This is a genomic window from Streptomyces sp. NBC_00996 (assembly GCF_045162675.1).
Classification (GTDB): Bacteria; Actinomycetota; Actinomycetes; order Streptomycetales; family Streptomycetaceae; genus Streptomyces.
Map to the genome: position 1 here is coordinate 8,182,143 of NZ_CP108723.1, position 26,604 is coordinate 8,208,746.

Below are 26,604 nucleotides of genomic sequence, written 5' to 3' on the forward strand. Positions count from 1 at the left end.
GCGAAAAGAGGGCCCGCACCGCACCGGCGCGCGCCCTCTCCTCGTACAACTGATCAGTCCTGCTTCTTCCGCCGCGTGCCGAAGACGATCTCGTCCCAGCTCGGGACCGCCGCTCTGCGGCCCGGGCGGACGCCGTCGGCCTCGGCCTGGCGGTCGGTCGCGCCGACCAGACGGTCGCGGTGGCTGCCGACCGAGCGGGGCATGAGGACGTCCGCGTAGGCGGAACCGGCGCCGGCCGAGGCCGCGGGAGCCGGGGGCTCCTCCGACTCGGGCTCGGGGGCAGGCTCCTCGGCGGCGGGCCGCTCCGTCGTGGCGGGCCGCTCGGGCACCACCATGTCGCCCCGGAAGCTGGGCACCGCTTCCAGGAGACTGGTGAGCGAATCCCGGTCGTTGGTGGACTCCTCGGCCGGCTCGGGGGACGGCGCCGGAATGCTCGGCCGCTCCATCTGCCGGTCCAGAGCGCGGTCCAGCGGACGGTCGCGCGGCAGGCGCGCGATCCGCGGCACGAACGGGAAGCTCGGCTCGGGCGCCGCGAGATCGTCCGACTCGCCGATCAGCGAGCGGGCCTCGTCGTCGACGGCCTGGACGAGCCGCCGTGGCGGGTCGTACGTCCAGCTCGCCGAGTGCGGCTCGCCCGCGACCCGGTAGACCAGCAGGACTTCCCAGGTGCCGTCGTCACGACGCCACGAGTCCCACTGGACGGTGTCCTTCTCGGCGCCACGCAGCAGCAGTCGCTCCTGGACGGCCTCGCCGAGCTGGGGTCCGGCGTTCTCACCGGGGCGGCGGACGGGGGTCTTCCTGGCGCGCTCGGCCATGAAGGCGCGCTCGGCGAGCACGGGCCCCTCGAAGCGGCGCACGCGATCGACGGGGATTCCGGCGAGTTGGGCGACTTCCTCCGCGGAGGCACCGGCACGTATACGCGCCTGGATGTCTCGGGGGCGGAGATGGCTCTCCACCTCGATCTCGATCTGGCCGAGGCGGGGACGGTCGCCGCGTACGGCGGCGCGCAGACGCTCGTCAATCGGAAGCGTGTACTCCGTGCTGTCCGCAGCCTTCAGCACCAGCCGTGTGCCGTCGTTAGAGACGGCCACGACACGCAGTTCGGGCATGGGGACCTCCCGGGTGGTGCCTGCCGACGTCACGTGCGTCGCTGCTTCCGCTAGTCGAGTGTGGCCTGCCCGGGTGCAGCCTGCCACAACCTTGCCGAGTTGCCCGGCGTGTCGGGCGCGGGCCCGGGATCGCCGTTATGGCACGGTTACCTATTCGCAACGCTAAGTGACGAACTCCATCACCCTGTGCAACGAGCCCCCTCCCGGCGGTCCTGCAAGGCCCCGGACACCCTGGCGGGAGTCCGGACCCAGGGCTCGCAACAGTACTCCATTCGGGCCATGTGCGTGGATCGGCACGCCGCCCAACTTCTAGCGGGGGGTGGTAGTTGGTCGCCCGATGCGCCGTTTTCGTGACCATGAAACGTGGCGTATTTCACGCAATCGCCAGAAATGGAACGAATCGGTTTGCCTGTACGTACCTTTCTCGTGCAGTCGGTCGATCAAGTACGGGAAGGTCGATCAAGTCGGGAAAGGCAGTCAAGGTCCGGGGATGCGTGAGAGGTCGGATGCCGAGGGGGAGCCGAAGAAGAAGCGGGTGGATCTGAGCGTTCCGCAAGTGGCGGGCAGCGCCGTCGCCGCGGTGGTGGCGGCCAAACTCGCCTCCTACTTCGGGGTGTACGGGACGATCCTCGGCGCCGGAGTGGTGAGCGCGATCGCCACCTGCGGAGGCACCGTCTTCCAGCACTTCTTCAAGCGCACCGGCGAGCAGATACGCGACGTGACCGTGCAGGCCAAGCCGAAGGCCCAGCAGGCGCCTGCCCCGGGCGAGTTCACCGAAGGAACCGTCTACCGCGCGCGGGTCAAGAGCTGGAAGCGGCCGGTGGTCGCCGCGGCGCTCGTCTTCGGTGTCACGATGGCGGGCATCACCACCTACGAACTGGTGTCGGGGCGGAGCTTCAGCGGCGACGGCAGGAGCACGACCGTGGGCGACGCCTTCAAGGGCAGCGGTTCCACTTCCGACTCGGAGCGTTCGGAGCCCAGTACGACGCCTTCGACCGGGGCCTCTCCCCAGGAGCCGTCCTCATCCGGCGGCGGTGCCGGTGCCGCGCAGGACGACGGCGACAGCCGTATGCCCCCCACGCCGACGCCGAGTTCCAGCGCGTCCCCGGACGCCGAGGCCGGGGACACCACCCCGACCCCCACACCCAGTGCGCCTACGAGCCCAGCACCCGACGCAAGTAGTCATTCGCAAAGCGCCGATCCGGGTCGAGCCGATCCCTCAGGGCAGTGAACTCGCCGAAGCGCGGATAGACCTTGGCGAAGTACTCCGCGTCGCGCGTGTGCACCTTGCCCCAGTGCGGCCGTCCCTCGTGCGCGGTGAAGATCCGCTCGGCGGCGGTGAAGTACGCCTGATAGGGGGTGCCTCTGAACATGTGGACGGCGATGTACGCGCTGTCCCGCCCCGACGCCGTGGAGAGCGCGATGTCGTCGGCGGGGGCCGTGCGCACCTCGACGGGGAAGCTGACCCGCAGGGTCGAGCGGTCGACCATCGCCTTCAGCTCGCGCAGCGTCTCGACCAGGGCCGCGCGCGGGACGGCGTACTCCATCTCCACGAAGCGCACCCGGCGCGGAGAAGTGAAGACCCTGTAGGGAATGTCGGTGTAGGTCCGTGCGGACAGCGCGCGGCTGGAGATCTTCGCGATCGTCGGGATGGTGGCGGGCGCCGCGCGGCCGAGCAGATTGGCCGCGTGGAAGACGCCGTTGGAGAGGAACTCGTCCTCGATCCAGCCGCTCAACTGGCCGACCGGCTTCTCGGGCCCCGCACTGCGGTTGTTGCGCTTGGTGTTGCAGTTGCCGGTGTGCGGGAACCAGTAGAACTCGAAGTGCTCGTTCTCGGTGAAGAGTGCGTCGAAGTCGGCGGTGACCTTGTCGAAGGTCATCGGTTCCTCGCGCGCCGTGAGCAGAAATATGGGCTCTACGGAGAAGGTGATCGCGGTGACGATCCCCAGGGCGCCGATGCCGATCCGGGCGGCGGCGAAGACCTCCGGATTCTCCGCCTCGGAGCAGGAGAGAACCGAGCCGTCCGCCGTGACCAGCTCAAGTCCCTTGATCTGCGCGGCGATCGAGGCCGAGTCACGCCCCGTGCCGTGCGTTCCGGTGCTGGTCGCCCCCGAAACCGTCTGCTCCATGATGTCGCCCATGTTCGTGAGCGACAGCCCCTCGCGTGCGAGAGCCACATTGAGACGCTTGAGCGGGGTGCCCGCCTCGACGGTGACCGTGCCGGCCTCGCGATCAATCCTGCGGATGCCGGTCAACAGTTGAGGGCGGATCAATACGCCGTCGGTCGCGGCGGCGGCCGTGAAGGAGTGCCCGGTGCCGACGGCCTTCACCTTCAGACCGTCGTCGGCTGCCTTCCGTACGGCAGCGGAGAGTTCCTCGACGGAGGCGGGAGCGACCTCCCGGACCGGACGGGCGGTGACGTTCCCCGCCCAGTTACGCCACGTGCCGCTCTTCCCGCTCACTGTGGTGCTCATGGGACCCTCCCCGCTGCGGAACCGGCCTGCTCAGCCGGCGATACCCGAGGAAACCGACCGCGACCGCGACGGCTCCGGACGCCGCCGGAACCCCGTACCCGGCCTTCGCACCGGCGGCGTCGATCACCCAGCCGGCCACGGAGGAGCCGAGCGCGACCCCGACCGCGAGTCCGGTGCTCACCCACGTCATTCCCTCGGTCAGTTTCGCGCGTGGTACGTGCTGTTCGATGAGGGACATCGTCGTGATCATCGTGGGAGCGATGGAGAGTCCCGCAACGAACAGCGCCACGGCCAGGAACGGCAAGTTTCCGACCAGTAGGAGGGGGATCATACTCACGGCCATCGCACATATGCCCAGCAGCCACCGGCGTTCGGGTGCCCCCTTGAAGTGCATCAGTCCGAACACGGCTCCCGCGACACAGGAGCCCGCCGCGTACAACGCCAGGACGATGCTCGCCGCGCCCTTGTGGCCCTGCTCCTCGGCGAAGGCCACGGTGACCACGTCGACGGCCCCGAAGATCGCTCCGGTCGCTGCGAACGTGGCCACCAGGACCTGGAGTCCGGCGGAGCGCAGCGCCGAACCTCCGGTGTGGTGCTCACGCGGATGCGGCACGGGCTCGGTCGCGCGCTGGGAGGTCAGCCAGAAGACGCCGGCCGCCAGGAAGCAGGCGGCGAGCAGCGGCCCGGCCTCCGGGAACCACACCGTGGACAGGCCGATGGAGATGATCGGCCCGAAGATGAAGCAGATCTCGTCGACCACGGACTCGAAGGAGTACGCGGTGTGCAATTGCGGCGTGCCCCCGTAGAGGGCCGCCCAGCGGGCCCGGATCATCGCGCCGATGCTCGGGACGCAGCCGATGCCGGCCGCGCAGACGAACAGCACCCAGTCCGGCCACTCGAAGTGCGCGGTGAGCAGCAGCCCGGCGGCCGCGGCGAGCGCGAACAGCGTCACAGGGCGCAGCACTCGCCGCTGCCCGTACTGGTCCACCAGACGCGAGACCTGCGGGCCGAGGGCCGCGGCGGCGAGTGCCATGGTCGCCGACAGCGCCCCCGCGAGCCCGTACCGCCCGGTGAGCTGGGAGATCATCGTGACCACGCCGATGCCCATCATCGAGAGCGGCATCCTGCCGAGGAAGCCCGCGGCGGAGAAGCCCTTGGACCCGGGGGCGGCGAACAGGGCGCGGTACGGGCTGGGCACGGGGGTCTCCGTCGGCTCGGCTCGGCCGCCCGGTCACCACGGGCGGCCCGAACTCGGGTAAGGCGTGAAGCTAGCCGATACAGCTTACGGGTTAGGTGACCCTAACGCACGCCCTCTGCGTGCTCCCTGTGCGCCTTCGCGCCTGCCCGCGGCCGCTCGCCGTGCAGCCGGACGCCTGCTCGCCGGCCCGCCTCGCCGTGTGCTTGCGCGCCGCCCCCCGCCCGCCTTGCCGCGCGTCTTCCGCCCACCCGCCGCAGGCACTCGCCGCGCACCCGGGCGCCGCCCACACCGCACTCTCCTGCGGGCCATCCCGCCGGGGGACCCGCTCTTCCCGTCACCCCGCCGTTTCCCGCCTGTCAGTGCCGGGTGGCAGGATCGGAGGCATGCCAGATGCGCTCGATCCCACCCCCTACGACGCCCTGCTCCTGCTCTCGTTCGGCGGCCCCGAAGGCCCGGACGACGTCGTTCCGTTCCTGGAGAACGTGACGCGGGGGAGAGGCATCCCCAAGGAACGGCTCAAGGAAGTGGGGCAGCACTACTTCCTGTTCGGCGGGGTCAGCCCCATCAACGACCAGAACCGCGCCCTGCTCGACGCCCTTCGCAAGGACTTCGCCGACCACGGCCTGGACCTGCCCGTCTACTGGGGCAACCGCAACTGGGCGCCGTACCTGACCGACACCCTGCGCGACATGGTCGCCGACGGCCGCCGTCGCATCCTCGTTCTCGCCACCAGCGCCTACGCCTCCTACTCGGGCTGCCGCCAGTACCGCGAGAACCTCGCCGAGTCCCTGGCCGCGATCGAGGCCGAGGGCCTGGAGCTGCCGAAGGTCGACAAGCTGCGCCACTACTTCAACCACCCCGGCTTCGTGCGCCCCATGGTCGACGGCGTCCTGAAGTCCCTCGCCGAACTGCCCGAGGACGTACGCCAGGGCGCACACCTCGCCTTCACGACGCACTCCATCCCGGACGCGGCCGCCGACACCTCCGGACCGGTCGAGGACCACGGCGACGGCGGTGCCTATGTCAAGCAGCACCTGGACGTCGCCCGGCTGATCGTCGACGCCGTGCGCGAGGAGACCGGGATCGAGAACCCCTGGCAGCTCGTGTACCAGTCGCGCTCCGGCGCCCCGCACATCCCGTGGCTGGAGCTCGACATCTGCGACCACTTGGAGGAGCTGCACGGCGCCGGCGTCCCGGCCGTCGTGATGGCGCCCATCGGATTCGTCTCGGACCACATGGAGGTCCTGTACGACCTCGACACGGAGGCGAAGGCCAAGGCCGAGGAGCTGGGCCTGCCGGTGCGCCGCTCGGCCACCGTGGGCGCCGACCCGCGGTTCGCCGCGGCGATCCGTGAACTCGTCCTGGAGCGCGCCGCGAAGGAGAGCGGGCAGCGGGTGACCCCCTGTGCCCTCGGCGCGCTCGGCGCGAGCCACGATCTGTGCCCGGTGGGCTGCTGCCCGGCCCGTGCCCCCAAGCCCGCCGCCGCGGGCGCCGACAGCCCGTACGCGTGAGGAGCCCCGTGACCGAGCCCCTGCACACCGAACTGCTCCAGCTCGCCCAGGAGGCCGCCCGGCGCGCGGGCGAGCTGCTGCGGGACGGCCGCCCTGCGGACCTCGCGGTCGCCGCGACCAAGTCCAGCCCTGTCGACGTCGTCACCGAGATGGACATCGCCGCGGAGAAGCTGATCACCGACCTGATCTCCGAACGCCGTCCGGACGACGGCTTCCTCGGTGAGGAGGGCGCCGCCACGGAAGGCACCAGCGGCATCCGCTGGGTCATCGATCCGCTCGACGGCACGGTCAACTACCTCTACGGACTGCCGACCTGGGCCGTGTCCATCGCCGCCGAGCGGGACGGCGAGGGGATCGTCGGAGTCGTCGCGGCACCGATGCGCGCAGAGACGTACCACGCGGTGCGCGGTGGTGGAGCCTGGGCCGTCGGGGCCTGGGAGGGGGAGCGCCGGCTGACCTGCAGGCCGGCGCCGCCGCTGGACCAGGCGCTGGTGTCGACCGGCTTCAACTATGTGGCTGAGGTCAAGGCCCACCAGGCCGACGTGGCCCAGCGCCTTGTCCCACTCCTGCGCGACATCCGGCGCAGCGGTTCGGCGGCGGTCGACCTGTGCGACGTCGCGGCGGGCCGCCTCGACGGCTACTACGAGCGCGGGCTCAACCCCTGGGACCTCGCGGCGGGCGACCTGATCGCCCGTGAGGCGGGCGCCCTGACCGGTGGACGCCCCGGAGAGCGCCCCGCACGCGATCTGGCGGTCGCCGCGTCACCGGGCGTCTTCGAGCCCCTCCAGCGGCTCCTGGAGGAGTTCGGCGCCTGGCACGACTGACGGCGCCTGCGGTTCGACGGCGCGGACAACAGGCGGCAAACGGAGCGGGGCCCCGGTACTGGATCGATACCGGGGCCCCGCTCTCGTACGAACTGATCAGACGCGTGTCGCGCCGACCTCCACACCGTGCTCGGCGGCGAGGCGGTGCAGGTCGTCGAGCTCGGCCTGCTCGACCTCCGCGAGGAAGTCGTCGCCTGTTTCGCGAGCCCGCGTCAGGTCGGACTCGGTCGCCCTTATGCGCTGCAGAAGTCCTGCGGTGAATGCGTCCATGCTGCGCCCCCTCGTCCTGGGTCGTGGGTCGGTGGCACGGGGGTGTGCCGTTCGGAAGGGGCGATCACGTCTCCAGATGGGTGCCCAGCGCTGCCCAGGCTGGGCGGCGACGGTGCCGGACACCCACGCCCGCTCTGCGGAAGCGGTTGGACCTACCACAAGGTGGCTTGCCACATGCAGAGCGTGATCGCGGGGTGTAAAGCCGTCCTCCCCCCGCTCCCTTTCGTGGAAACCTCAACCCGACGAGAAAATCTCGCATTCCCGGGCCCCCGAATCGTCTTCTCGAGTGCCTCCCACCGCCTTACAGCCGGTTTACGGCCGAAAAGGGCAGGATGGAGGTCTCATCCGTGACAGACCTGCCTGCGTGGTGCCTTGAAGCGCGCTGCGCGGGTGGACAGAGGAAGGACAAGCGACGTGCGCGTACTCGTCGTCGAGGACGAGCAACTGCTCGCCGATGCGGTGGCCACCGGACTGCGCCGGGAGGCCATGGCCGTCGACGTCGTGTACGACGGTGCGGCCGCCCTGGAGCGCATCGGCGTCAACGACTATGACGTGGTCGTCCTCGACCGCGACCTCCCGCTCGTGCACGGCGACGACGTCTGCCGCAAGATCGTCGAGCTGGGCATGCCCACGCGCGTATTGATGCTCACCGCTTCCGGCGACGTCAGCGACCGCGTAGAGGGCCTGGAGATCGGCGCCGACGACTACCTCCCCAAGCCGTTCGCCTTCAGTGAGCTGACGGCACGCGTGCGTGCCCTCGGACGCCGTACGAGCGTGCCGCTGCCGCCGGTCCTGGAGCGCGCCGGGATCAAGCTCGACCCCAACCGCCGCGAGGTGTTCCGCGACGGCAAGGAGGTCCAGCTCGCGCCGAAGGAGTTCGCCGTCCTGGAGGTGCTGCTGCGCAGCGAGGGCACGGTCGTCTCCGCCGAGCAGCTCCTGGAGAAGGCCTGGGACGAGAACACGGACCCGTTCACCAACGTGGTACGGGTGACGGTCATGACCCTGCGCCGCAAGCTCGGCGAGCCCCCGGTCATCGTCACCGTGCCCGGCTCCGGCTACCGGATCTGATCCACCGTGGCCGCGACCCCCGCGCCCCCCGCGGCGCCCCCCAAGCCCACCTGGGACCCCAGAAGGCCGGAGCCCCCGTTCCCCTGGCTGCGCCCGACCATCCGCATACGGCTCACGCTGCTCTATGGTGGCATGTTCCTGATCGCCGGCATCATGCTGCTGTCGATCATCTACTTGCTCGCTGCGCAGGCGCTGAACACGGGCAACGAGCCGCTGTTCAAGATCGTCGGCGGTACCGCGATCAAGGTCACCAGCACCACCTGCCCCGCGGTCGACGGGGGCAACAACGTGCCGCTCGACGAGTTCAACAACGCGATCAGCCACTGCATCGACCAGCAGCGCCAGGCCGCCCTGGACAACCTGCTGAGCCGCTCGCTGCTCGCCCTGCTCGGCCTCGCCATCATCGCCTTCGCCTTCGGCTACGCCATGGCCGGCCGGGTGCTCTCGCCGCTCGGCCGGATCACCCGCACCGCACGCGCGGTGGCGGGCTCGGACCTGTCCCGGCGGATCGAACTGGACGGTCCGGACGACGAGCTGAAGGAGCTGGCGGACACCTTCGACGACATGCTGGAGCGGCTGCAGCGGGCCTTCACCGCCCAGCAGCGGTTCGTCGGGAACGCCTCGCACGAACTGCGCACCCCGCTCGCGATCAACCGCACGCTCCTGGAAGTGCATCTGTCCGACCCGGGCGCGCCGACGGAGCTGCAGCAACTCGGCAAGACGCTGCTCGCCACCAATGAGCGCAGTGAGCAGCTCGTCGAAGGCCTGTTGCTGCTCGCCCGCAGCGACAACCAGATCGTCGAGCGCAAGCCCGTGGACCTCGCGGAGGTCGCCTCGCAGGCCGTCGACCAGGTGCACGCCGAGGCCGAGGCCAAGGGTGTGGAGATCCGCGGGGAACGTGCCGCGGCGGTCGTCCAGGGCAACGGCGTCCTGCTGGAGCGGGTCGCCCTGAACCTCGTCCAGAACGCCGTCCGGTACAACGTGCCGGAGGGCGGCTGGGTCGAGGTCACCACACAGGTCCAGCACGGCCATGCGCTCCTGGTGGTGTCGAACACGGGTCCCGTGGTGCCCGCGTACGAGATCGACAATCTCTTCGAGCCCTTCCGGCGGCTGCGCACGGAGCGCACGGGCAGCGACAAGGGCGTGGGCCTCGGCCTTTCGATCGTCCGGTCGGTGGCCCGCGCCCACGGGGGCCATATCGTCGCGGAGCCCCGCGAGGGAGGTGGGCTCGTGATGCGCGTCACCCTTCCCATCTGAGACCATGTCGCGGACACGGGACGATGTTCGCTTTGCGCGGAATTTTCTGGACAGTCACCAGGGAGGACCGTGTGCGATCGATCACAAGGGCGATTTTCCGGCCATCTACTCTCCGTGATCATGCAAGCTGCCGGAAAGCCGGGAAAATCCGGGTTTTCGGGGGTCTTGATCACGGGAAGTACACGGTGGGACGCCTTTGAAGTGCGGCCTTCGGACCGTGTACGGTCCGCATCGCCATCCAAGCCGATCACTCTTGAGGAGTCCGGTTGGGTGTCGATTGAGTAACAGACCTTGATGTGAGGCAAAATCTCCGCCTCGGGTCGGGCACAAGTCCGGCCTCTCACGCGTTACGTGCGCTGGAGACACCGCAGACACCCAGAGGGGGAGAGCGACATGGCAACGGATTACGACACCCCACGCAAGACCGACGACGACGTCGACTCGGACAGCCTTGAAGAACTGAAGGCTCGCCGGAACGACAAGTCGACCTCGTCCGTCGACGTAGATGAGTTCGAGGCCGCAGAAGGCCTGGAGCTGCCCGGAGCCGACCTCTCGAACGAGGAGCTGGCCGTCCGGGTCCTGCCCAAGCAGCAGGATGAGTTCACTTGCATGAGCTGCTTCCTGGTGCACCACCGCAGCCAGCTGGCCCGCGAGAAGAACGGTCAGCCGATCTGCCGCGACTGCGACTGAGGCAGGGTCGGCCGTGACTGGCTCGACCCCTCCTTGGAAGCGCCGCTTCCCCGTGCGGGAGGCGGACGAAGGGCCGTCCGACGGCTCTGAAGGCGTGCGTGACGACGAGCGGGGCTCTTCCGAACCGGGATCAGCCTCGCTCGAGCGGGCGCCCGTCACAGGCGGCCTGTCGGCTTCCGCGGGTACTCCCGCGCCCGTCGCCAGGCGCCGCGTGGCAGTCCTCCGGGACGGGGTCAGGAAAGGCCTCCAGAAGGGCGGCAGCCGGGCCAGGGCGGGCCTGGGGTACCTCGCCGACCGGATCATCGACATCGCCCCGCGTATCCCCGTACGGGACCTCGCGACCCTTCGCAGGCAGTTCCCGGACCTCGGTCCCGAGCAGCTCGCGGACAAGCTCGTCGCGGGCGCGGCCGCCGCGACATCCACGGTCGGCGCCGGGATCGGCGCGGCCGCGATGCTGCCGGTGCCGCCCGCCATGCCCACTGAGCTGGCCGCCGAGATCACCGGCGTGGCCGCGATCGAGCTGAAACTGATCGCCGAGCTCCATGAGGTCTACGGCCTGCGGCCGCCGGGCACTCTCACACAGCGCAGTACCGCGTATCTGAACTCCTGGTCCGGGGAGCGCGGGATCGACGTGGCGCATCCGTCGACGATCAACGCCGCGTTGGGCGGCCAGATGAAGCGCGAGCTGCGTCAGCAGATCATGAAACGCATGGTTCGGGATCTGCCCAACCTGATGCCGTTCATGGTCGGCGCCGCGGTCGGGGCGGTCATGAACCGCCGCGACACCAAACGCGTCGCGAGGCGCATCCGCAAGGACCTGCGCAAGGCCCAGGTGCCGTGGGACGCGCTTTCGGAACTGCCTCCGCTGGAGAAGCCCGCGGATCCCCTGCGGATCGGGGAGATCCCCAAGGAGCTGGGGCGCTAGCCGGCCCGCGGTGTGCGCCGCTCGCCCGCGGGCGGATCCTCTCGGTGGTTGCGCCCGGCCTCGGCATCGCGGGCAGTGCCGATCGGGCGGATCGCCGATGGGGCGGAAAACGACCTGGAGCCCCCTGCCCCAGTGCGCTCTCGCGGAGGCGGGGCGTCCGCAGACGCCCGCGCGTTTCCGCGGGACGCGCCTCCTCCGGCACCTGCGAGTTCCCGTCGCGTGTGCGCCTGTCGGCACCTGCGAGTTCCCGTCCCGTAGCCTGCCTCCGCAGGCGCCCCGCCATTCCCGCGAAGGCGGGCTACGGGGCTACGCCGCCGCTCGCGCCGCCTCCAGCGCCGCCGCCAGGCGCTGCGGCTCCCTCGTCGACAGGTACAGGTACGGCGTCGGGTCCTCCGGGTCGGTGACCTGGACGCGCAGGGCGGTGGGGATGTAGGCGCGCAGGAGCATGAAGGCGCGAGGGTCGGCCTTGTACGTGCGCCAGGCGCGCGCCTCCTCCTGGTCCATGATCTCGGCGTCGCCGAGGGCCGCGACCGGGATCTTGGCGTCGCCCGCGATCAGGGAGTCGCCCACGACGCGGATGCGGATCGAGCCGTACGAGCTGGCCACGACCGCCGACACCGCGGTGCCGCCGACGAGGGCGCCCAGCAGTGGCAGCGTGCCGAACGGGAGGAAGATCAGGGCCATCGCGACACCGACCAGGAAACAGATCGCCCACCAGGTGCGGGGCGCGGTGAGGCGTTCTTCGTACGGCGAGGCGGAGAGCTGCATGAAGTCAAGCTTGGCACGGTGCCAACAGTTCGTGGACGCGCGGGTAAGGTCTGCGGCTGTGAGTGGTACTTCCGCAGCTCTGACACCCCCCGCAGACGCCGTCGCGCCGGTGCGGCACCCCGACGCGCCCGCCCCCGGCGAGCTCCTCGGGGCCCACTACGAACTCTGTTTCGGATGTGGCGGGGAGCAGCCTCATGGACTGCACCTGGAGGCCCGCGCCGGGGACGGTGTCCGGATCACGGCGGAGTTCACCGTGCGGCCCGCCCACCAGGGCGCCCCGGGTCTCGCGCACGGCGGCGTCCTCGCCACCGCGCTGGACGAGACGCTCGGTTCGCTGAACTGGCTGCTGCGCACGATCGCCGTGACGGGACGGCTGGAGACCGACTTCCGGCGCCCGGTGCCCGTCGGCACCGTGCTCCACCTGGAGGCCGAGGTCACCGCCGTGGCCGGGCGGAAGATCTACTCCACCGCCACCGGGCGGCTCGGTGGTCCCGATGGACCCGTCGCCGTCCGCGCCGACGCCCTCTTCGTCGAGGTGAAGGTCGACCACTTCATCGACAACGGCCGCCCGGAGGAGATCCGGGCCGCCATGAGCGACCCGGACCAGAGCCGGCGCGCCCGTGCCTTCGAGGTGAACCCGTGACGAGTCAGCCCCGTGAGGAAATCGCCGTACTGATCCGGCGCGTCGACCCGGAAGTCCCGCTTCCCGAGTACGCGCATCCCGGTGACGCGGGAGCCGATCTGCGCACCACCGAGAGCCGCGAACTGAAGCCCGGTGAGCGGGCGGTTCTGCCCACGGGAGTGTCCATCGCGCTGCCCGAGGGGTACGCGGCCTTCGTGCACCCGCGTTCCGGGCTCGCCGCCCGCTGCGGTGTCGCCCTGGTGAATGCCCCGGGGACGGTGGATGCCGGGTACCGTGGGGAGATCAAGGTGATCGTGGTGAATCTCGACCCGCACGAGTCCGTGCGGTTCGAGCGCTTCGACCGGATTGCCCAACTGGTCGTACAGCAGGTCGAGAAGGTCCGCTTCCAGGAGGTCGCGGAGCTTCCCGACTCGGCGCGGGCCGCAGGGGGCTTCGGGTCCACTGGAGGTCATTCTGCCGTGGGCAGCACAACGGGTGGGAATCGATACGCTTCGGTCGTATCCGACCGGGAAGGACAGTGACGTGTTCGGACGTCGCAAGAAGGGCAGTGCCGCCGAGGACGCGGCGGGCGAGGCCGAGCAGGTCGTCGACGAGTTCGACACTGAGGCGGACGAAGAAGCCGAGCGCGAGCGCGTGCGGCTCGAGCCCGAGCCTCGGCCCGATGGGCCCTGGGACAGCTCCGAGGTCCGCGATCCGGCCGAGGGCCGGGTGGACCTGGGTGGTCTCTTCGTACCCGGAGTCGACGGCATGGAGCTGCGGGTCGAGGTCGCGGGTGACGCGATCGTCGCGGCCACCGTCGTCCTGAAGGACAGCGCCATCCAGCTGCAGGCCTTCGCCGCTCCCAAGCGCGAGGGCATCTGGGGCGAGGTGCGCGAGGAGATCGCCTCCGGCATCACCCAGCAGGGCGGTGTCATCGATGAGGTCGAGGGCCCGCTGGGCTGGGAACTGCGGGCGCAGGTGCCGGTGCAGCTGCCGGACGGCACGGGTGGCTTCCAGGTCGTGCGGTTCGTCGGCGTGGACGGCCCCCGCTGGTTCCTGCGCGGAGTGATCTCCGGCCAGGGCGCGGTACAGCCGCAGGCCGCGGGTCTGCTTGAGCAGATCTTCCGGGACGCGGTGGTCGTTCGTGGTGAGGGTCCGATGGCCCCCCGTGACCCGATCGTCCTGAAGCTGCCGGACGACGCGCAGATGGTGGCCGAGGGTGTCCAGCAGGAGGAGCAGAGCGGTTCCCGCTTCTCCGGCGGCATGGGGCAGCTGCAGCGCGGACCGGAGATCACCGAGGTCCGCTGACGCGCGAGACAAACGCGTTGGGTTCACACGAGCTGCAGGGCTGGTGGGTCCACACATGAGTGGGGCCGTACTCCCTTTACCGGGGAGTGCGGCCCTTTCGAATGCCCGGCGCCGGCCAAGTTCTCATCAGTGAACGGCATTTGAGCTGCGGGTCTTTCTTCAGACCTTGACGGAAGTCTGGTCTGTACCTATGGTCACCGGCCAACGCGTGTGTTCAGTCTCCAGTGCGTCGTTCACATACGAGAACGGATGGCCCCCCACATGCCCGACACCCCCGCAGTCCACCGGCGCAGACGACGCCCGGCCCTCCTCGTCACCGTCGCCGCCACGACCGCCGCCCTGCTCGCCGGATTCCTCTCCTGGCCGGGCGCGCACCAGGCCGAGGCCGCCCCCACCACGTTCGTGCACCCCGGAGTCACCCTCTCCAGGAGCCAGTTGGACTTCGCCCGCAGCAAGGTCAACGCCGGCGCCCAGCCCTGGAAGGGCGCCTACGACCAGATGATGGCGAGCAAGTACGCCTCGCTGAGCCGCACCGCCACGCCTCGCGCGACCGTCGAGTGCGGCTCGTACTCCAAGCCCAACTACGGCTGCACCGACGAGCGCGAGGACGCGATAGCGGCGTACACCGACGCGCTCGCCTGGTACGTCACCCGCGACGAGCGGTACGCGAAGAAGTCGATCGAGCTGATGGATGCCTGGTCGGCGGTGATCAAGGATCACACCAACAGCAACGCGCCGCTGCAGACCGGCTGGGCGGGCTCCTCTTGGCCCAAGGCCGCCGAGATCATCAAGTACACGTACACCGGCACGTGGGCCAACTCCGGCCGCTTCGCGACCATGCTGCGCAACGTCTACCTCCCCGAGATCATCAACGGCTCCAACTCCAACGGCAATTGGGAGCTGTCGATGATGGAGGCCGCCATCGGCATCTCCGTCTTCCTGGAGGACAAGACCTCGTACGACAAGGCCATGTCGAAGTTCCGCACGCGGACGGCCGCGTACATCTACCTGTCCTCCGACGGCTCCGTGCCGAAGACCGTGCCGAGCCAGAACCTCGACACCACGGCGAAGATCGTCAACTACTGGCAGGGGCAGTCCACCTTCGTCACCGGTCTCACCCAGGAGACCTGCCGCGACTTCACGCACACCGGGTACGGCATTTCCGCCATCTCGCACGTCGCCGAGACCAGCCGGATCCAGGGGCAGGACCTGTACGGCACGGACGTCGGTGAGCGTCTGCGGCAGGCACTCGGCTTCCAGTCCAAGTACCAGCTGGGCGAGACGGTGCCGAGCTGGCTGTGCGGCGGGTCCCTCACACTCGGGCTCGGTCCGATCACCGAGGTCGGCTACAACGCCCTGCACAACCGTCTGGGCATTGCGATGACCAACACCCAGAGGCTGACCGAGCAGAACCGCCCGGCCGGCAGCAACAACCTCTTCGTGGCATGGGAGACGCTGACGCACGGGGACAACCCCGGCTGAGGTGCGCGCGGGCAACCCGGGCCGAGCCCCACGGGGACAACCCGAGTCGAGCCGACCCATTGCCCGGCCGGGCGCCCGCTGGACATACTGGCGCCCGGCCGACGGGGGAGGGTCATGAGTCAGGTCGTCACGGACACCATGGTGAGCGTCGAGAACGTCCATCGCTCGTACGGCACCGGTGCCGCCGCCGTACACGCGCTGCGAGGTGTCTCCTTCGACGTACCGCGCGGCGAACTCGTCGCCCTCAAGGGGCGTTCCGGATCCGGCAAGACGACGCTCCTCAACCTCGTCGGCGGGCTCGACGCGCTGGACGGGGGGCGCATCACCGTCGACGGCCTCGACCTCTCGACGCTCGACGAGAACGGGCTCCTGGGACTGCGCCGCGACCGCATCGGCTTCGTCTTCCAGTCCTTCGGGCTGATCCCCATCCTGACCGCCGCCGAGAACGTCGGCGTTCCGCTGCGGCTGCGCCGGGCCGATCCGCGTGAGCGCGAGGAACGCGTCGAACTCCTGCTCTCCCTCGTCGGTCTCGCCGACCACGCGGCCCAGCGCCCCGGCGAGCTGTCCGGCGGCCAGCAGCAGCGTGTGGCCATCGCCCGTGCCCTCGCCAACAACCCCTCGCTCCTCATCGCCGACGAGCCCACCGGACAGCTCGACGCCGAGACCGGCATCGCAGTGATGGAGCTGCTGCGTGCCGTCGTCCGCAGCGAACACGTCACCGCACTGGTCGCCACCCACGACGCGACTCTGTTGGGTTTGGCCGACCGGGTCCTCGAGCTGAGCGACGGGGAGATCGTCGAGCACTGACGCGGTACGGCGGCGTCGGCCACGGCCCCGCGCATCAGGGTTGCGTCAAAGACGCCCCGGAGCACCCCTGGCACCCCTTTTATCGGAATTCTTGGCCGTAAGGTCGACGCTGCGTACACAGTGGTGACAGGAAGACAATAGGGGTCATGGGACGCGGCAAGCTTCGGATCTACCTCGGTGCGGCACCGGGCGTCGGGAAGACGTACGCGATGCTCTCCGAGGCGCACCGGCGCGTCGAGCGGGGTACCGACTGTGTGGTCGCCTTCGTCGAGCACTACAAGCGGCCGCGCACCGAGGTGATGCTGCACGGCCTCGAGCAGGTGCCGCGCAAGGAGCTGGAGTACCGGGGGTCCGTCTTCACCGAGATGGATGTGGACGCCGTACTGGGGCGCGCCCCGGCAGTCGCCCTGGTGGACGAACTCGCGCACACCAATGTCCCCGGTTCGCGCAACGACAAGCGCTGGCAGGACGTGGAGGAGCTGCTGGCGGCCGGTGTGGACGTCGTCTCCACGGTCAACATCCAGCACCTGGAGTCGCTGGGCGATGTCGTCGAGTCGATAACCGGGGTACGGCAGCGCGAGACCGTACCGGACGAGGTGGTGCGCCGGGCGGACCAGATCGAGCTGGTCGACATGTCGCCCCAGGCGCTGCGGCGGCGGATGGCGCACGGGAACATCTACAAGTCCGACAAGGTCGACGCGGCCCTGTCGAACTACTTCCGGCCCGGCAACCTCACCGCGCTGCGCGAGCTGGCGCTGCTCTGGGTCGCCGACCGGGTCGACGAATACCTGACCGAGTACCGCAGCGAGCACCGGGTCTCGAAGATCTGGGGCTCGCGGGAGCGGATCGTGGTGGGGCTCACGGGCGGTCCGGAAGGGCGCACCCTGATCCGCCGTGCCGCGCGGCTCGCGGAGAAGGGCGCGGGCGGTGAGGTGATGGCCGTCTACATCGCCCGCAGCGACGGGCTCACCTCGGCCTCGCCCAAGGAGCTGGCCGTCCAGCGCACCCTGGTCGAGGACCTGGGCGGAACGTTCCACCATGTCGTCGGGGACGACATACCGACCTCCCTGCTGGACTTCGCGCGGGGCGTCAACGCCACCCAGATCGTGCTCGGCTCCTCGCGCCGCAAGACCTGGCAGTACGTCTTCGGGCCGGGCGTCGGCGCCACGGTCGCCCGGGAGTCGGGCCCCGACCTGGACGTCCACATCGTCACCCATGGAGAGGTCGCCAAGGGGCGCGGTCTGCCGGTGGCGCGCGGAGCGCGGCTCGGCCGCTCCCGGATCATCTGGGGTTGGCTGGTCGGCGTGGGCGGCCCGGTGATCCTCGCGCTGCTGCTGAACACCGTCGACCTCGGTCTCGCCAACGACATGCTGCTGTTCCTGGCGCTGACGGTGGCGGCGGCCCTGCTCGGCGGTCTCTATCCGGCGCTGGCCTCGGCGGCCTTCGGCTCGCTGCTGCTGAATTACTACTACACGCCGCCGATGCACCGGCTGACGATCGCCGATCCCAGGAACATCGTCGCCATCGCGATCTTCTTCGGGGTCGCGGTCTCGGTGGCGTCGGTGGTGGACCTGGCGGCCCGCCGCACCCACCAGGCGGCGCATCTGCGTGCCGAGTCGGAGATCCTCTCCTTCCTGGCGGGCAGTGTGCTGCGCGGCGAGACCAGCCTGGAGGCCTTGCTGGAGCAGGTGCGGGAGACCTTCGGGATGGAGTCGGTCGCGCTGCTGGAGCGGCAGAGCGACGTCGAGCCGTGGACGTGCGCGGGCAGTGTGGGTCCGGGGCCCTCGGTCCGTCCCGAGGACGCGGACGTGGACATGCCGGTGAGCGACCACATGGCGATGGCCCTGTCCGGACGCGTGCTGCCGGCCTCGGACCGCCGGGTGCTCGCCGCCTTCGCCGCGCAGGCCGCGGTCGTCCTGGACCGCCGGCGCCTTCAGCAGGAAGCCGACCAGGCGCGCGAGCTGGCCGAGGGCAACCGCATCCGGACGGCCCTGCTCGCCGCAGTCAGCCACGACCTGCGCACCCCGCTGGCAGGGATCAAGGCCGCCGTGTCCTCGCTGCGGTCCGACGACGTGGCCTGGTCCGAGGAGGACCGGGCGGAACTCCTCGAAGGCATCGAGGACGGGGCCGACCGCCTCGACCACTTGGTGGGCAACCTGCTGGACATGTCCCGGCTGCAGACCGGCACGGTCGCCCCGCTGATCCGCGAGATCGACCTCGACGAGGTGGTCCCGATGGCGCTCGGCGGGATCCCCGAGGACAGCGTGGAGATGGAGATCCCGGAGAGCCTGCCGATGGTCGCCGTCGACGCGGGGCTGCTGGAGCGCGCGGTGGCCAACCTCGTGGAGAACGCCGTCAAGTACAGCCCCGCCGACGAGCCGGTCCTGGTGGCCGCGAGCGCCATGGCCGACCGCGTGGAGGTGCGGGTGGTCGACCGTGGCCCGGGCGTCCCGGACGAGGCCAAGGACCGGATCTTCGCGCCCTTCCAGCGCTACGGCGACGCCCCGCGCGGCACCGGAGTGGGCCTCGGCCTCGCGGTCGCCCGCGGCTTCGCCGAGTCGATGGGCGGCACCCTCAACGCCGAGGACACTCCCGGCGGCGGACTCACCATGGTGCTCACGGTCCGGGCGGTGGCCGGTCGGCCCGACCTGGCCACGGCAACAGCAGCAGCGGAAAGGCAGGTCTCATGACCCGGGTCCTCGTGGTCGACGACGAGCCGCAGATCACCCGAGCACTCGTGATCAACCTGAAGGCGCGCAAGTACGAGGTCGACGCGGCCCCCGACGGAGCCACCGCGCTCCAGCTCGCCGCCGCCCGGCACCCCGACGTCGTCGTGCTCGACCTCGGCCTGCCCGACATGGACGGCGTCGAGGTGATCAGGGGACTGCGCGGCTGGACCCGGGTGCCGATCCTGGTGCTGTCCGCCCGGCACTCCTCCGACGAGAAGGTCGAGGCGCTCGACGCGGGCGCCGACGACTACGTCACCAAGCCCTTCGGCATGGACGAGTTGCTCGCCCGGCTGCGCGCCGCCGTCCGCCGCACGGAGCCCACCGGGGGCGGTGAGGACGACATGATCGTCGAGACCGAGGACTTCACCGTCGATCTGGCCGCCAAGAAGGTCAACCGCGCCGGGCGCGATGTCCGCCTGACTCCCACGGAGTGGCACCTCCTGGAGGTCCTCGTGCGCAACACGGGCCGCCTGGTCAGCCAGAAGCAGCTGCTCCAGGAGGTGTGGGGCCCCTCGTACGGCACGGAGACGAACTATCTCCGGGTCTACATGGCGCAGCTGCGCCGCAAGCTGGAGGTGGATCCCTCGCATCCGCGGCACTTCATCACGGAGCCCGGGATGGGATACCGGTTCGAGGGGTGACCCGGGCCTTCCCGGGAGAGAAGCGATCGGTGATCGAGAGGGCGGTGCCGCGGGTACGTCGCCGTCGGCGCACCCCGGTACGCTTTCGGTATGAGTGCTGTTCCTCGTTCCGAAAAGCCGGCGGGCCGGTTCCGGCGCATGATAGACCGGCTCTCCTCGTCCCAGGAGGACCTGGAGTCCGAGGAGCTGCGCGAGGACACCGAGACCACGGGCTGCACGCGCATCGGTGACTGCCACGACCGACAGATCGTCACGGTTACTGGTACCTTGCGCACGGTCACTCTGCGGCCACGGGCCGGTGTCCCGGCCCTGGAGGCCGAGCTGTTCGACGGCTCGGCCGCCCTGGACGTGGTCTGGCTCGGCCGGCGTTCCATCGTCGGGATCGAGCCGGGGCGCAAGCTGATCGCATCGGGCCGCATTTCGATGAGCCGGGGCCGTAGGGTGCTGTTCAACCCGAAGTACGAACTCAGACCGCTTGGACGGGAGTAGCCGGTGACGTCGCTCGACAAGCCGACCGAAGACGCCCAGCAGGATTCGCGGGCGGTGACCGAGGCCGCGCTCTTCGAGGCGTTCGGTGGCGTGCGCGGCATGGTCGAGACGGTGGTGCCCGGCCTCCTCTTCGTCACCATCTTCACGATCAACAAGGACCTGCACTGGTCGGCGATCGCCGCCCTCGGAGTGTCCCTGCTGCTCGTCGTGATCCGCCTCGTGATGCGGGACACCGTCAAGCACGCCTTCAGCGGCGTCTTCGGCGTCGCCTTCGGCGTGGTCTTCGCGATGATGACGGGCAATGCGAAGGACTTCTACCTACCGGGCATGCTCTACACGCTCGGCCTGGCCATCGCCTACATCGTCACGACCCTCGCGGGCGTCCCGCTGATCGGCCTGATCCTGGGCCCGGTCTTCAAGGAGAACCTCTCCTGGCGCACCCGTAACCCCGGCCGCAAGAAGGCGTACGCGAAGGCGAGTTGGGCCTGGGGCCTGATCCTGCTCGCCAAGTGCGCGGTCCTCTTCCCGCTCTACTGGTGGGCCGACACCACCAAGTTCGGCTGGATCCTGATCGCCCTCAAGATTCCGCCGTTCCTGCTCGCCGTCTGGCTGACCTGGGTCTTCCTGGCCAAGGCGCCCGCCCCCATCGACGTGTTCGCCGAGATGGAGGCCGAGGAGAAGGCGGAGAAGGAGCGGGCGGCTGCCGCCGAGGGGAACGAGACGACTGCGGGCCGACACCGTCGAGGGGCGTAATCGGCGCCGGTATCGGCGTCGCGGGGGGTCCTGCTCCCAGACCCCTGTATCAGCTTGAACGGGTCTGTCCTCCGCATCGGCGTGCACGGCCTGTTCTGGAGCGCCGGGCTGTCGTACGAGAGGGGGCACCCGGAGATATCTCCGGGTGCCCCCTCTCGTACGACAGCCGATCAGCTCGTCGCGTCCTCGCGGCGCACCGACAGCAGGTCCTCCAGCTGCTCCTCGCGGGCCTGCGCGGCCACGAAGAGGAGTTCGTCGCCCGCCTCCAGGGAGTCCTCCCGGGAGGGGGTGAGGACGCGGGTGCCCCGGATGATGGTGACCAGGGAGGTGTCCTCGGGCCACTCGACGTCGCCCACCGTCGTACCGGCCAGGGCGGACTCCGGCGGAAGGGTCAGCTCGACGAGGTTGGCGTCGCCGTGGCTGAAGCGGAGCAGGCGGACGAGGTCGCCGACGCTGACGGCCTCCTCGACCAGGGCCGACATCAGGCGCGGGGTCGAGACGGCGACGTCGACTCCCCAGGCCTCGTTGAACAGCCATTCGTTCTTGGGGTTGTTGACGCGGGCGACGACCCGCGGGACCCCGTACTCGGTCTTCGCGAGCAGGGAGACGACGAGGTTGACCTTGTCGTCACCCGTGGCCGCGATGACCACGTTGCAGCGCTGCAGCGCCGCCTCGTCCAGGGAGGTGATCTCGCAGGCGTCGGCGAGCAGCCACTCCGCCTGCGGGACGCGCTCGACCGAGATGGCGGTCGGCGCCTTGTCGATCAGCAGGACCTCGTGGCCGTTCTCCAGGAGCTCGCCCGCGATCGAGCGGCCCACGGCGCCGGCACCGGCAATGGCGACCCTCATCAGTGACCGGCCTCCTCTTCAGGGCCCTTGGCGAATGCCGCCTCGACCTTGTCCACCTCGTCGGCGCGCATCATCACGTGCACCAGGTCGCCCTCCTGCAGCACCGTCTGGGAGGAGGGCAGGATCGCCTCGCCCAGCCGGGTGAGGAAGGCCACGCGTACGCCCGTCTCGTCCTGGAGCCGGCTGATCTTGTGGCCGACCCAGCCGGCGGAGGTGTGCACCTCGGCGAGCTGAACGCCGCCGGTGGGGTCGCGCCACAGCGGCTCCGCGCCCGAGGGCAGCAGCCGGCGCAGCATCTGGTCGGCCGTCCAGCGGACGGTGGCGACGGTCGGGATGCCGAGGCGCTGGTAGACCTCGGCGCGGCGGGGGTCGTAGATGCGCGCCGCGACGTTCTCGATGCCGAACATCTCGCGGGCCACCCGGGCGGCGATGATGTTCGAGTTGTCACCGCTGGAGACCGCGGCGAACGCGCCTGCCTCCTCGATGCCCGCCTCGCGCAGGGTGTCCTGGTCGAAGCCGACGCCGGTGACACGACGGCCGCCGAACCCGGAGCCCAGTCGTCGGAAGGCGGTGGGGTCCTGGTCGATCACGGCGACCGTGTGCCCCTGTTGCTCCAGGGTCTGGGCAAGAGCGGAACCCACTCTTCCGCAGCCCATGATGACGATGTGCACGACCGTCCTTCCGAATGTGAATGGTTACGCTCAGGCTAAACAGGGTCTCAGACCGCCGCCCAAGCTACACACGCGCGGTCCGTCGAGGGCACCCCCGTGCACGTTCGCCTGCGGGTTTTCCTCGGCCGGCCGGGAACGGGGAGATCAGCGGCGTGTGATGCTGCGAACGCTGGCGATGGTCAGGATTCCGAGGCCGATGAGACCTGCGGTGGCGCCGATGAGCTCAGCGGTGGCGTGCATGGAACCTCCAGAGCCGGGCAGAGTTGGGGACTTTTGTCATATAGGCATGCGGATGTCCTCGGCTACGGAATCCGCAGCTGGAGCCGTGCCGGTTTTCACTCGGAGAGCAGATCGGAAGCTCATGCGGGACGGCGGGTGGGCGACCCCGCGTTCGAACGCTTACGATCCTCTGCGTGTCCAAACTGACCGACGTGCCCAAACGGATCCTGATCGGGCGCGCACTGCGCAGCGATCGGCTCGGGGAAACGCTCCTGCCGAAGCGCATCGCACTCCCCGTCTTCGCTTCCGACCCGCTCTCCTCCGTGGCCTACGCACCCGGAGAAGTGCTGCTGGTCCTCTCCATCGCGGGCGTGTCGGCCTACCACTTCAGCCCCTGGATCGCCCTCGCGGTCGTCGTGCTGATGTTCACGGTGGTCGCCTCCTACCGGCAGAACGTGCACGCATACCCGAGCGGCGGCGGCGACTACGAGGTGGCCAACACCAACCTCGGTCCCAAGGCCGGACTCACCGTCGCCAGCGCCCTGCTCGTCGACTACGTCCTCACCGTCGCCGTCTCCATCGCCTCCGGCATCGAGAACCTCGGCTCGGCGATCCCCTTCGTGGTCGAACACAAGGTCGCCTGCGCGGTGGCCGTCATCGTGCTGCTCACGCTGATGAACCTGCGCGGAGTCAAGGAGTCCGGAAAGCTCTTCGCGATTCCGACGTATGTCTTCGTGGCGGGCGTCTTCATCATGATCGCGTGGGGCGCCTTCCGTGGACTCGTCCTCGACGACACCATGCGGGCGCCCACCGCCGACTACCACATCAAGGCCGAACACCAGGGACTCGCGGGCTTCGCCCTCGTCTTCCTGCTGCTGCGCGCCTTCTCCTCCGGCTGTGCCGCGCTCACCGGCGTCGAGGCCATTTCCAACGGCGTCCCCGCCTTCCGCAAACCGAAGTCGAAGAACGCCGCGACCACCCTCGCGATGATGGGCCTGCTGGCCGTCACCATGTTCTGCGGCATCATCGCCCTGGCCATGACGACCAAGGTCCGGATGGCCGAGAGCCCGGCCACCGACCTGATCCACAACGGTGTCGCGGTCGGCGCGGACTACGTCCAGAATCCGGTGATCTCGCAGGTCGCCGAGGCCGTCTTCGGCAAGGGCAGTTTCCTGTTCATCGTGCTGGCCGCCGCCACCGCGCTGGTCCTGTTCCTGGCCGCCAACACCGCGTACAACGGTTTCCCGCTGCTCGGCTCGATCCTCGCCCAGGACCGCTACCTCCCGCGCCAACTGCACACTCGCGGCGACCGCCTCACCTTCTCGAACGGCATCGTGCTGCTCGCCGGCGCGGCCATGCTCCTGGTCGTGATCTACGGGGCGGACTCGACGCGTCTCATCCAGCTCTACATCGTCGGGGTGTTCGTCTCCTTCACGCTCAGCCAGACCGGCATGGTGCGGCACTGGAACCGCCACCTCGCCATCGAGAAGGACCAGGCCAAGAGGCGCCACATGGTCCGCTCGCGGGCGATCAACGCCTTCGGGGCCTTCTTCACCGGTCTGGTGCTGGTCGTCGTCCTGGTCACCAAGTTCACGCACGGCGCCTGGGTCGCGTTGCTCGGAATGGTGATCTTCTACGCGACGATGAGCGCGATCCGTAAGCACTACGACCGGGTCGCCGAGGAGATCGCCGCGCCCGAAGGCCCCTCCGACGACAGCGTCCGCCCCTCCCGCGTCCACTCCGTCGTCCTGATCTCCAAGATCCACCGCCCGACGCTGCGCGCCCTCGCCTACGCCAAGCTGCTGCGCTCCGACACCCTCGAAGCGCTCAGCGTCAACGTCGACCCGGCCGAGACCAAGGCCCTGCGCGAGGAGTGGGAACGGCGTGGCATCGCCGTACCGCTGAAGGTCCTCGACTCGCCCTACCGCGAGATCACGCGGCCGATCATCGAGTACGTGAAGGGCCTGCGCAAGGAGTCGCCACGCGACGCGGTCTCCGTGATCATTCCCGAGTACGTGGTCGGCCACTGGTACGAGCACCTGCTGCACAACCAGAGCGCCCTGCGCCTCAAGGGCCGGCTCCTGTTCACGCCCGGCGTCATGGTGACCTCCGTGCCCTACCAGCTGGAGTCCTCCGAGGCGGCGAAGCTGCGGGCCCGCAAGCGTCAGGACTGGAACGCGCCGGGTGCGGTGCGCCGGGGTCCGGCGGAGGAGCGGCCGAAGGAGCCCTCGGCGTCTTCGTCCTCGTCCGGCCCGTCGTCGGGGACCTCGGGTTCTACCAAGCCCTGACGTATTCCGGTACTTCGCATCGCTGACGGATCCGGGTTCTTGGGGAAGCTCACGGATCCGGGTTCTTCGAAGGGCTGACCCACTGGTGTCGATCGGCCGGGTGGCGTCCACGTAGACTGGTGGGCTGTTGTCCGGCCGTTCCCCTTTTCTCATCTGGAGTCACCCCACCATGCAGGCAGAACCGAAGAAGTCGCTGGTGGGGGAGGAGTACGAGGTCGAGATCGGTCCCGTCGCGCATGGCGGGCACTGCATCGCCCGTACGGCCGAGGGCCAGGTCCTGTTCGTCCGGCATGCCTTGCCCGGCGAGCGCGTCGTCGCGCGCGTGACCGAGGGCGAGGAGGGCGCGCGCTTCCTGCGCGCGGACGCCGTTGACATCCTGGACGCCTCGAAGGACCGCGTCGAGGCCCCCTGCCCGTACGCGGGCCCCGGTCGCTGCGGCGGCTGCGACTGGCAGCACGCCAAGCCGGGTGCGCAGCGCCGCCTCAAGGGCGAGGTGATCGCCGAGCAGCTGCAGCGCCTCGCGGGGCTCACGCCCGAGGAGGCGGGCTGGGACGGCACGGTGATGCCCGCCGAGGGCGACAAGCTGCCGGCGGGCGAGGTCCCGGCCTGGCGGACACGCGTGCAGTACACGGTGGACGCGGACGGCAACGCCGGGTTGCGTCGCCACCGCTCGCACGAGGTAGAGCCGATCGAGCACTGCATGATCGCGGCGCCCGGCGTCAGCGAGCTGGGCATCGAGCAGCGCGACTGGTCCGGGATGGAGTCGATCGAGGCGATCGCCGCGACGGGGTCCCAGGACCGCATGGTGATTCTGGAGCCCAAGCCGGGCGCCCGCCTGCCCCTCGTCGAGCTGGACAGGCCCGTCTCCGTCATGCGCGTCGAGGAGAAGGACGGCGGCATCCACCGCGTCCACGGCCGTGCCTTCGTGCGCGAGCGCGCCGACGGCCGTACGTACCGCGTCGGCAGCGGCGGCTTCTGGCAGGTCCACCCGAAGGCCGCCGACACCCTGGTGCTCGCCGTGATGCAGGGCCTGCTGCCGCGCAAGGGCGAGATGGCGCTCGACCTGTACTGCGGCGTCGGCCTGTTCGCCGGTGCCCTCGCAGACCGGCTCGGCGACAAGGGCGCGGTCCTCGGCATCGAGTCCGGCAAGCGCGCGGTGGAGGACGCCCGCCACAACCTCGCCGGCTTCGACCGTGTCCGCATCGAGCAGGGCAAGGTCGAGACGGTCCTCCCGCGCACCGGCATCACCGAGGTCGACCTCGTCGTCCTCGACCCGCCGCGCGCCGGCGCCGGCAAGAAGACGGTCGAGCACCTGTCATCCCTGGGCGCCCGCCGCATCGCGTACGTCGCCTGCGACCCGGCGGCGCTCGCCCGCGACCTGGCGTACTTCCGCGACGGCGGCTACAAGGTGCGGACGCTGCGGGCGTTCGATCTGTTTCCGATGACCTCGCACGTGGAGTGCGTGGCTGTTCTTGAGCCCGCTGAGAAGGGGCTCTGACCTGCTGCTTTCCTCTTTTCTCAGGTTCCTCGCACATGATGTCGACCTGTTTCCCATAGCGCACGACGTGGAGTGCGCTGCCCGACGGACGTACATTCCTGAGCTGCGGTTTCTAGACATCATTCGGAGTATGGCGAGCGTTGGTCCTGATGTTC

Annotated in this window: 25 protein-coding genes; 18 read left to right on the plus strand and 7 right to left on the minus strand. The window is 69.8% G+C overall.

Features of this window, described 5'->3' with window-relative positions; genetic code table 11:
* Window positions 1–53 precede the first annotated feature (53 nt).
* Entirely contained in the window at window positions 54–1,109 is a 1,056-nt protein-coding gene (gene sepH / locus OG390_RS38215; protein ID WP_399084289.1) for a septation protein SepH, read from the minus strand.
* Window positions 1,110–1,599: 490 nt separating this feature from the next.
* On the opposite strand from sepH, the gene OG390_RS38220 reads away from it, so the two are divergent.
* Entirely contained in the window at window positions 1,600–2,340 is a 741-nt protein-coding gene (locus tag OG390_RS38220) for a hypothetical protein (RefSeq protein WP_406174320.1), read from the plus strand.
* Here the strand turns inward: OG390_RS38220 and OG390_RS38225 are convergent.
* Window positions 2,264–3,583: a D-arabinono-1,4-lactone oxidase gene (locus OG390_RS38225; protein WP_406174322.1), complete on the minus strand. Its 1,320-nt coding sequence runs from the start codon at window positions 3,581–3,583 to the stop codon at window positions 2,264–2,266. The two genes, OG390_RS38220 and OG390_RS38225, sit on opposite strands and share 77 nt — an antisense overlap.
* A complete protein-coding gene (locus tag OG390_RS38230) occupies window positions 3,543–4,781 on the minus strand; it encodes an MFS transporter (protein ID WP_406174324.1) in 1,239 nt (412 codons plus the stop codon). Before OG390_RS38230 ends, OG390_RS38225 begins: the two co-directional genes overlap by 41 nt.
* 383 nt (window positions 4,782–5,164) lie before the next feature.
* Between OG390_RS38230 and OG390_RS38235 the strand changes: the two genes are divergently transcribed.
* Together OG390_RS38235 and OG390_RS38240 are read left to right on the plus strand one after the other, a co-directional pair.
* Window positions 5,165–6,292 (plus strand): ferrochelatase, encoded by a 1,128-nt coding sequence (locus tag OG390_RS38235; protein ID WP_406174325.1) that lies wholly within the window; start codon window positions 5,165–5,167, stop codon window positions 6,290–6,292.
* Window positions 6,293–6,300: 8 nt separating this feature from the next.
* Window positions 6,301–7,116 (plus strand): inositol monophosphatase family protein, encoded by an 816-nt coding sequence (locus OG390_RS38240; RefSeq protein ID WP_406174327.1) that lies wholly within the window; start codon window positions 6,301–6,303, stop codon window positions 7,114–7,116.
* Between the two features lie 96 nt (window positions 7,117–7,212).
* Here the strand turns inward: OG390_RS38240 and OG390_RS38245 are convergent, their stop codons facing one another.
* The gene (locus OG390_RS38245) at window positions 7,213–7,386 is read right to left on the minus strand and encodes a hypothetical protein (protein WP_167459062.1); all 174 of its coding nucleotides are present in this window, start codon (window positions 7,384–7,386) and stop codon (window positions 7,213–7,215) included.
* 414 nt (window positions 7,387–7,800) lie between these two features.
* Between OG390_RS38245 and OG390_RS38250 the strand changes: the two genes are divergently transcribed.
* From OG390_RS38250 to OG390_RS38265, 4 genes are all read left to right on the plus strand, one after another.
* Window positions 7,801–8,454 carry a response regulator transcription factor gene (locus tag OG390_RS38250; protein WP_369249701.1) on the plus strand — a complete coding sequence of 218 codons (654 nt, stop codon included), beginning with the start codon at window positions 7,801–7,803 and terminating at the stop codon, window positions 8,452–8,454.
* Between the two features lie 6 nt (window positions 8,455–8,460).
* Complete coding sequence (locus OG390_RS38255) at window positions 8,461–9,711, plus strand: sensor histidine kinase (RefSeq protein WP_406174330.1); 1,251 nt, start codon at window positions 8,461–8,463, stop codon at window positions 9,709–9,711.
* 393 nt (window positions 9,712–10,104) lie between these two features.
* Window positions 10,105–10,401, plus strand: coding sequence for a DUF4193 domain-containing protein (locus OG390_RS38260; protein WP_003997302.1), 297 nt, complete (start codon window positions 10,105–10,107; stop codon window positions 10,399–10,401).
* Between the two features lie 13 nt (window positions 10,402–10,414).
* The gene (locus OG390_RS38265; protein ID WP_406174332.1) at window positions 10,415–11,326 is read left to right on the plus strand and encodes a hypothetical protein; all 912 of its coding nucleotides are present in this window, start codon (window positions 10,415–10,417) and stop codon (window positions 11,324–11,326) included.
* 306 nt (window positions 11,327–11,632) lie between these two features.
* On the opposite strand, the gene OG390_RS38270 is transcribed toward OG390_RS38265, so the two are convergent.
* Window positions 11,633–12,094 carry a DUF3093 domain-containing protein gene (locus tag OG390_RS38270; protein WP_399084316.1) on the minus strand — a complete coding sequence of 154 codons (462 nt, stop codon included), beginning with the start codon at window positions 12,092–12,094 and terminating at the stop codon, window positions 11,633–11,635.
* A gap of 58 nt (window positions 12,095–12,152) precedes the next feature.
* On the opposite strand from OG390_RS38270, the gene OG390_RS38275 reads away from it, so the two are divergent.
* From OG390_RS38275 to OG390_RS38315, 9 genes are all read left to right on the plus strand, one after another.
* On the plus strand, window positions 12,153–12,737 hold the full coding sequence (locus OG390_RS38275; protein ID WP_406174335.1) for a PaaI family thioesterase: 585 nt from the start codon (window positions 12,153–12,155) through the stop codon (window positions 12,735–12,737).
* Window positions 12,734–13,258, plus strand: a complete 525-nt coding sequence (dut, locus tag OG390_RS38280) for a dUTP diphosphatase (protein WP_406174337.1) — start codon at window positions 12,734–12,736, stop codon at window positions 13,256–13,258. Before OG390_RS38275 ends, dut begins: the two co-directional genes overlap by 4 nt.
* 1 nt (window position 13,259) lies before the next feature.
* A complete protein-coding gene (locus OG390_RS38285; RefSeq protein ID WP_399084325.1) occupies window positions 13,260–14,024 on the plus strand; it encodes a DUF3710 domain-containing protein in 765 nt (254 codons plus the stop codon).
* A 261-nt stretch (window positions 14,025–14,285) separates the two neighbouring features.
* Window positions 14,286–15,506, plus strand: coding sequence for an alginate lyase family protein (locus tag OG390_RS38290; RefSeq protein ID WP_406174339.1), 1,221 nt, complete (start codon window positions 14,286–14,288; stop codon window positions 15,504–15,506).
* 114 nt (window positions 15,507–15,620) lie between these two features.
* Window positions 15,621–16,313, plus strand: coding sequence for an ABC transporter ATP-binding protein (locus tag OG390_RS38295; protein ID WP_406174341.1), 693 nt, complete (start codon window positions 15,621–15,623; stop codon window positions 16,311–16,313).
* 146 nt (window positions 16,314–16,459) lie between these two features.
* A complete protein-coding gene (locus OG390_RS38300; protein WP_406174343.1) occupies window positions 16,460–19,003 on the plus strand; it encodes an ATP-binding protein in 2,544 nt (847 codons plus the stop codon).
* Complete coding sequence (locus OG390_RS38305; protein ID WP_399084334.1) at window positions 19,000–19,683, plus strand: response regulator; 684 nt, start codon at window positions 19,000–19,002, stop codon at window positions 19,681–19,683. Before OG390_RS38300 ends, OG390_RS38305 begins: the two co-directional genes overlap by 4 nt.
* A 90-nt stretch (window positions 19,684–19,773) precedes the next feature.
* Window positions 19,774–20,172, plus strand: coding sequence for an OB-fold nucleic acid binding domain-containing protein (locus tag OG390_RS38310; RefSeq protein WP_078629174.1), 399 nt, complete (start codon window positions 19,774–19,776; stop codon window positions 20,170–20,172).
* A gap of 3 nt (window positions 20,173–20,175) precedes the next feature.
* Entirely contained in the window at window positions 20,176–20,925 is a 750-nt protein-coding gene (locus OG390_RS38315; RefSeq protein WP_406174345.1) for a DUF3159 domain-containing protein, read from the plus strand.
* 170 nt (window positions 20,926–21,095) lie between these two features.
* Here OG390_RS38315 and OG390_RS38320 read toward each other — a convergent pair whose 3' ends face one another.
* Together OG390_RS38320 and OG390_RS38325 are read right to left on the minus strand one after the other, a co-directional pair.
* Window positions 21,096–21,773: a TrkA family potassium uptake protein gene (locus tag OG390_RS38320; protein WP_099506151.1), complete on the minus strand. Its 678-nt coding sequence runs from the start codon at window positions 21,771–21,773 to the stop codon at window positions 21,096–21,098.
* The gene (locus OG390_RS38325; protein WP_399084346.1) at window positions 21,773–22,444 is read right to left on the minus strand and encodes a potassium channel family protein; all 672 of its coding nucleotides are present in this window, start codon (window positions 22,442–22,444) and stop codon (window positions 21,773–21,775) included. Before OG390_RS38325 ends, OG390_RS38320 begins: the two co-directional genes overlap by 1 nt.
* Window positions 22,445–22,857: 413 nt before the next feature.
* Here OG390_RS38325 and OG390_RS38330 point away from each other — a divergent pair, with 413 nt between their 5' ends.
* Together OG390_RS38330 and OG390_RS38335 are read left to right on the plus strand one after the other, a co-directional pair.
* Window positions 22,858–24,951, plus strand: coding sequence for an APC family permease (locus OG390_RS38330; RefSeq protein ID WP_406174347.1), 2,094 nt, complete (start codon window positions 22,858–22,860; stop codon window positions 24,949–24,951).
* 169 nt (window positions 24,952–25,120) lie between these two features.
* Window positions 25,121–26,449 (plus strand): class I SAM-dependent RNA methyltransferase, encoded by a 1,329-nt coding sequence (locus OG390_RS38335; RefSeq protein WP_406174349.1) that lies wholly within the window; start codon window positions 25,121–25,123, stop codon window positions 26,447–26,449.
* Window positions 26,450–26,604: the final 155 nt, after the last annotated feature.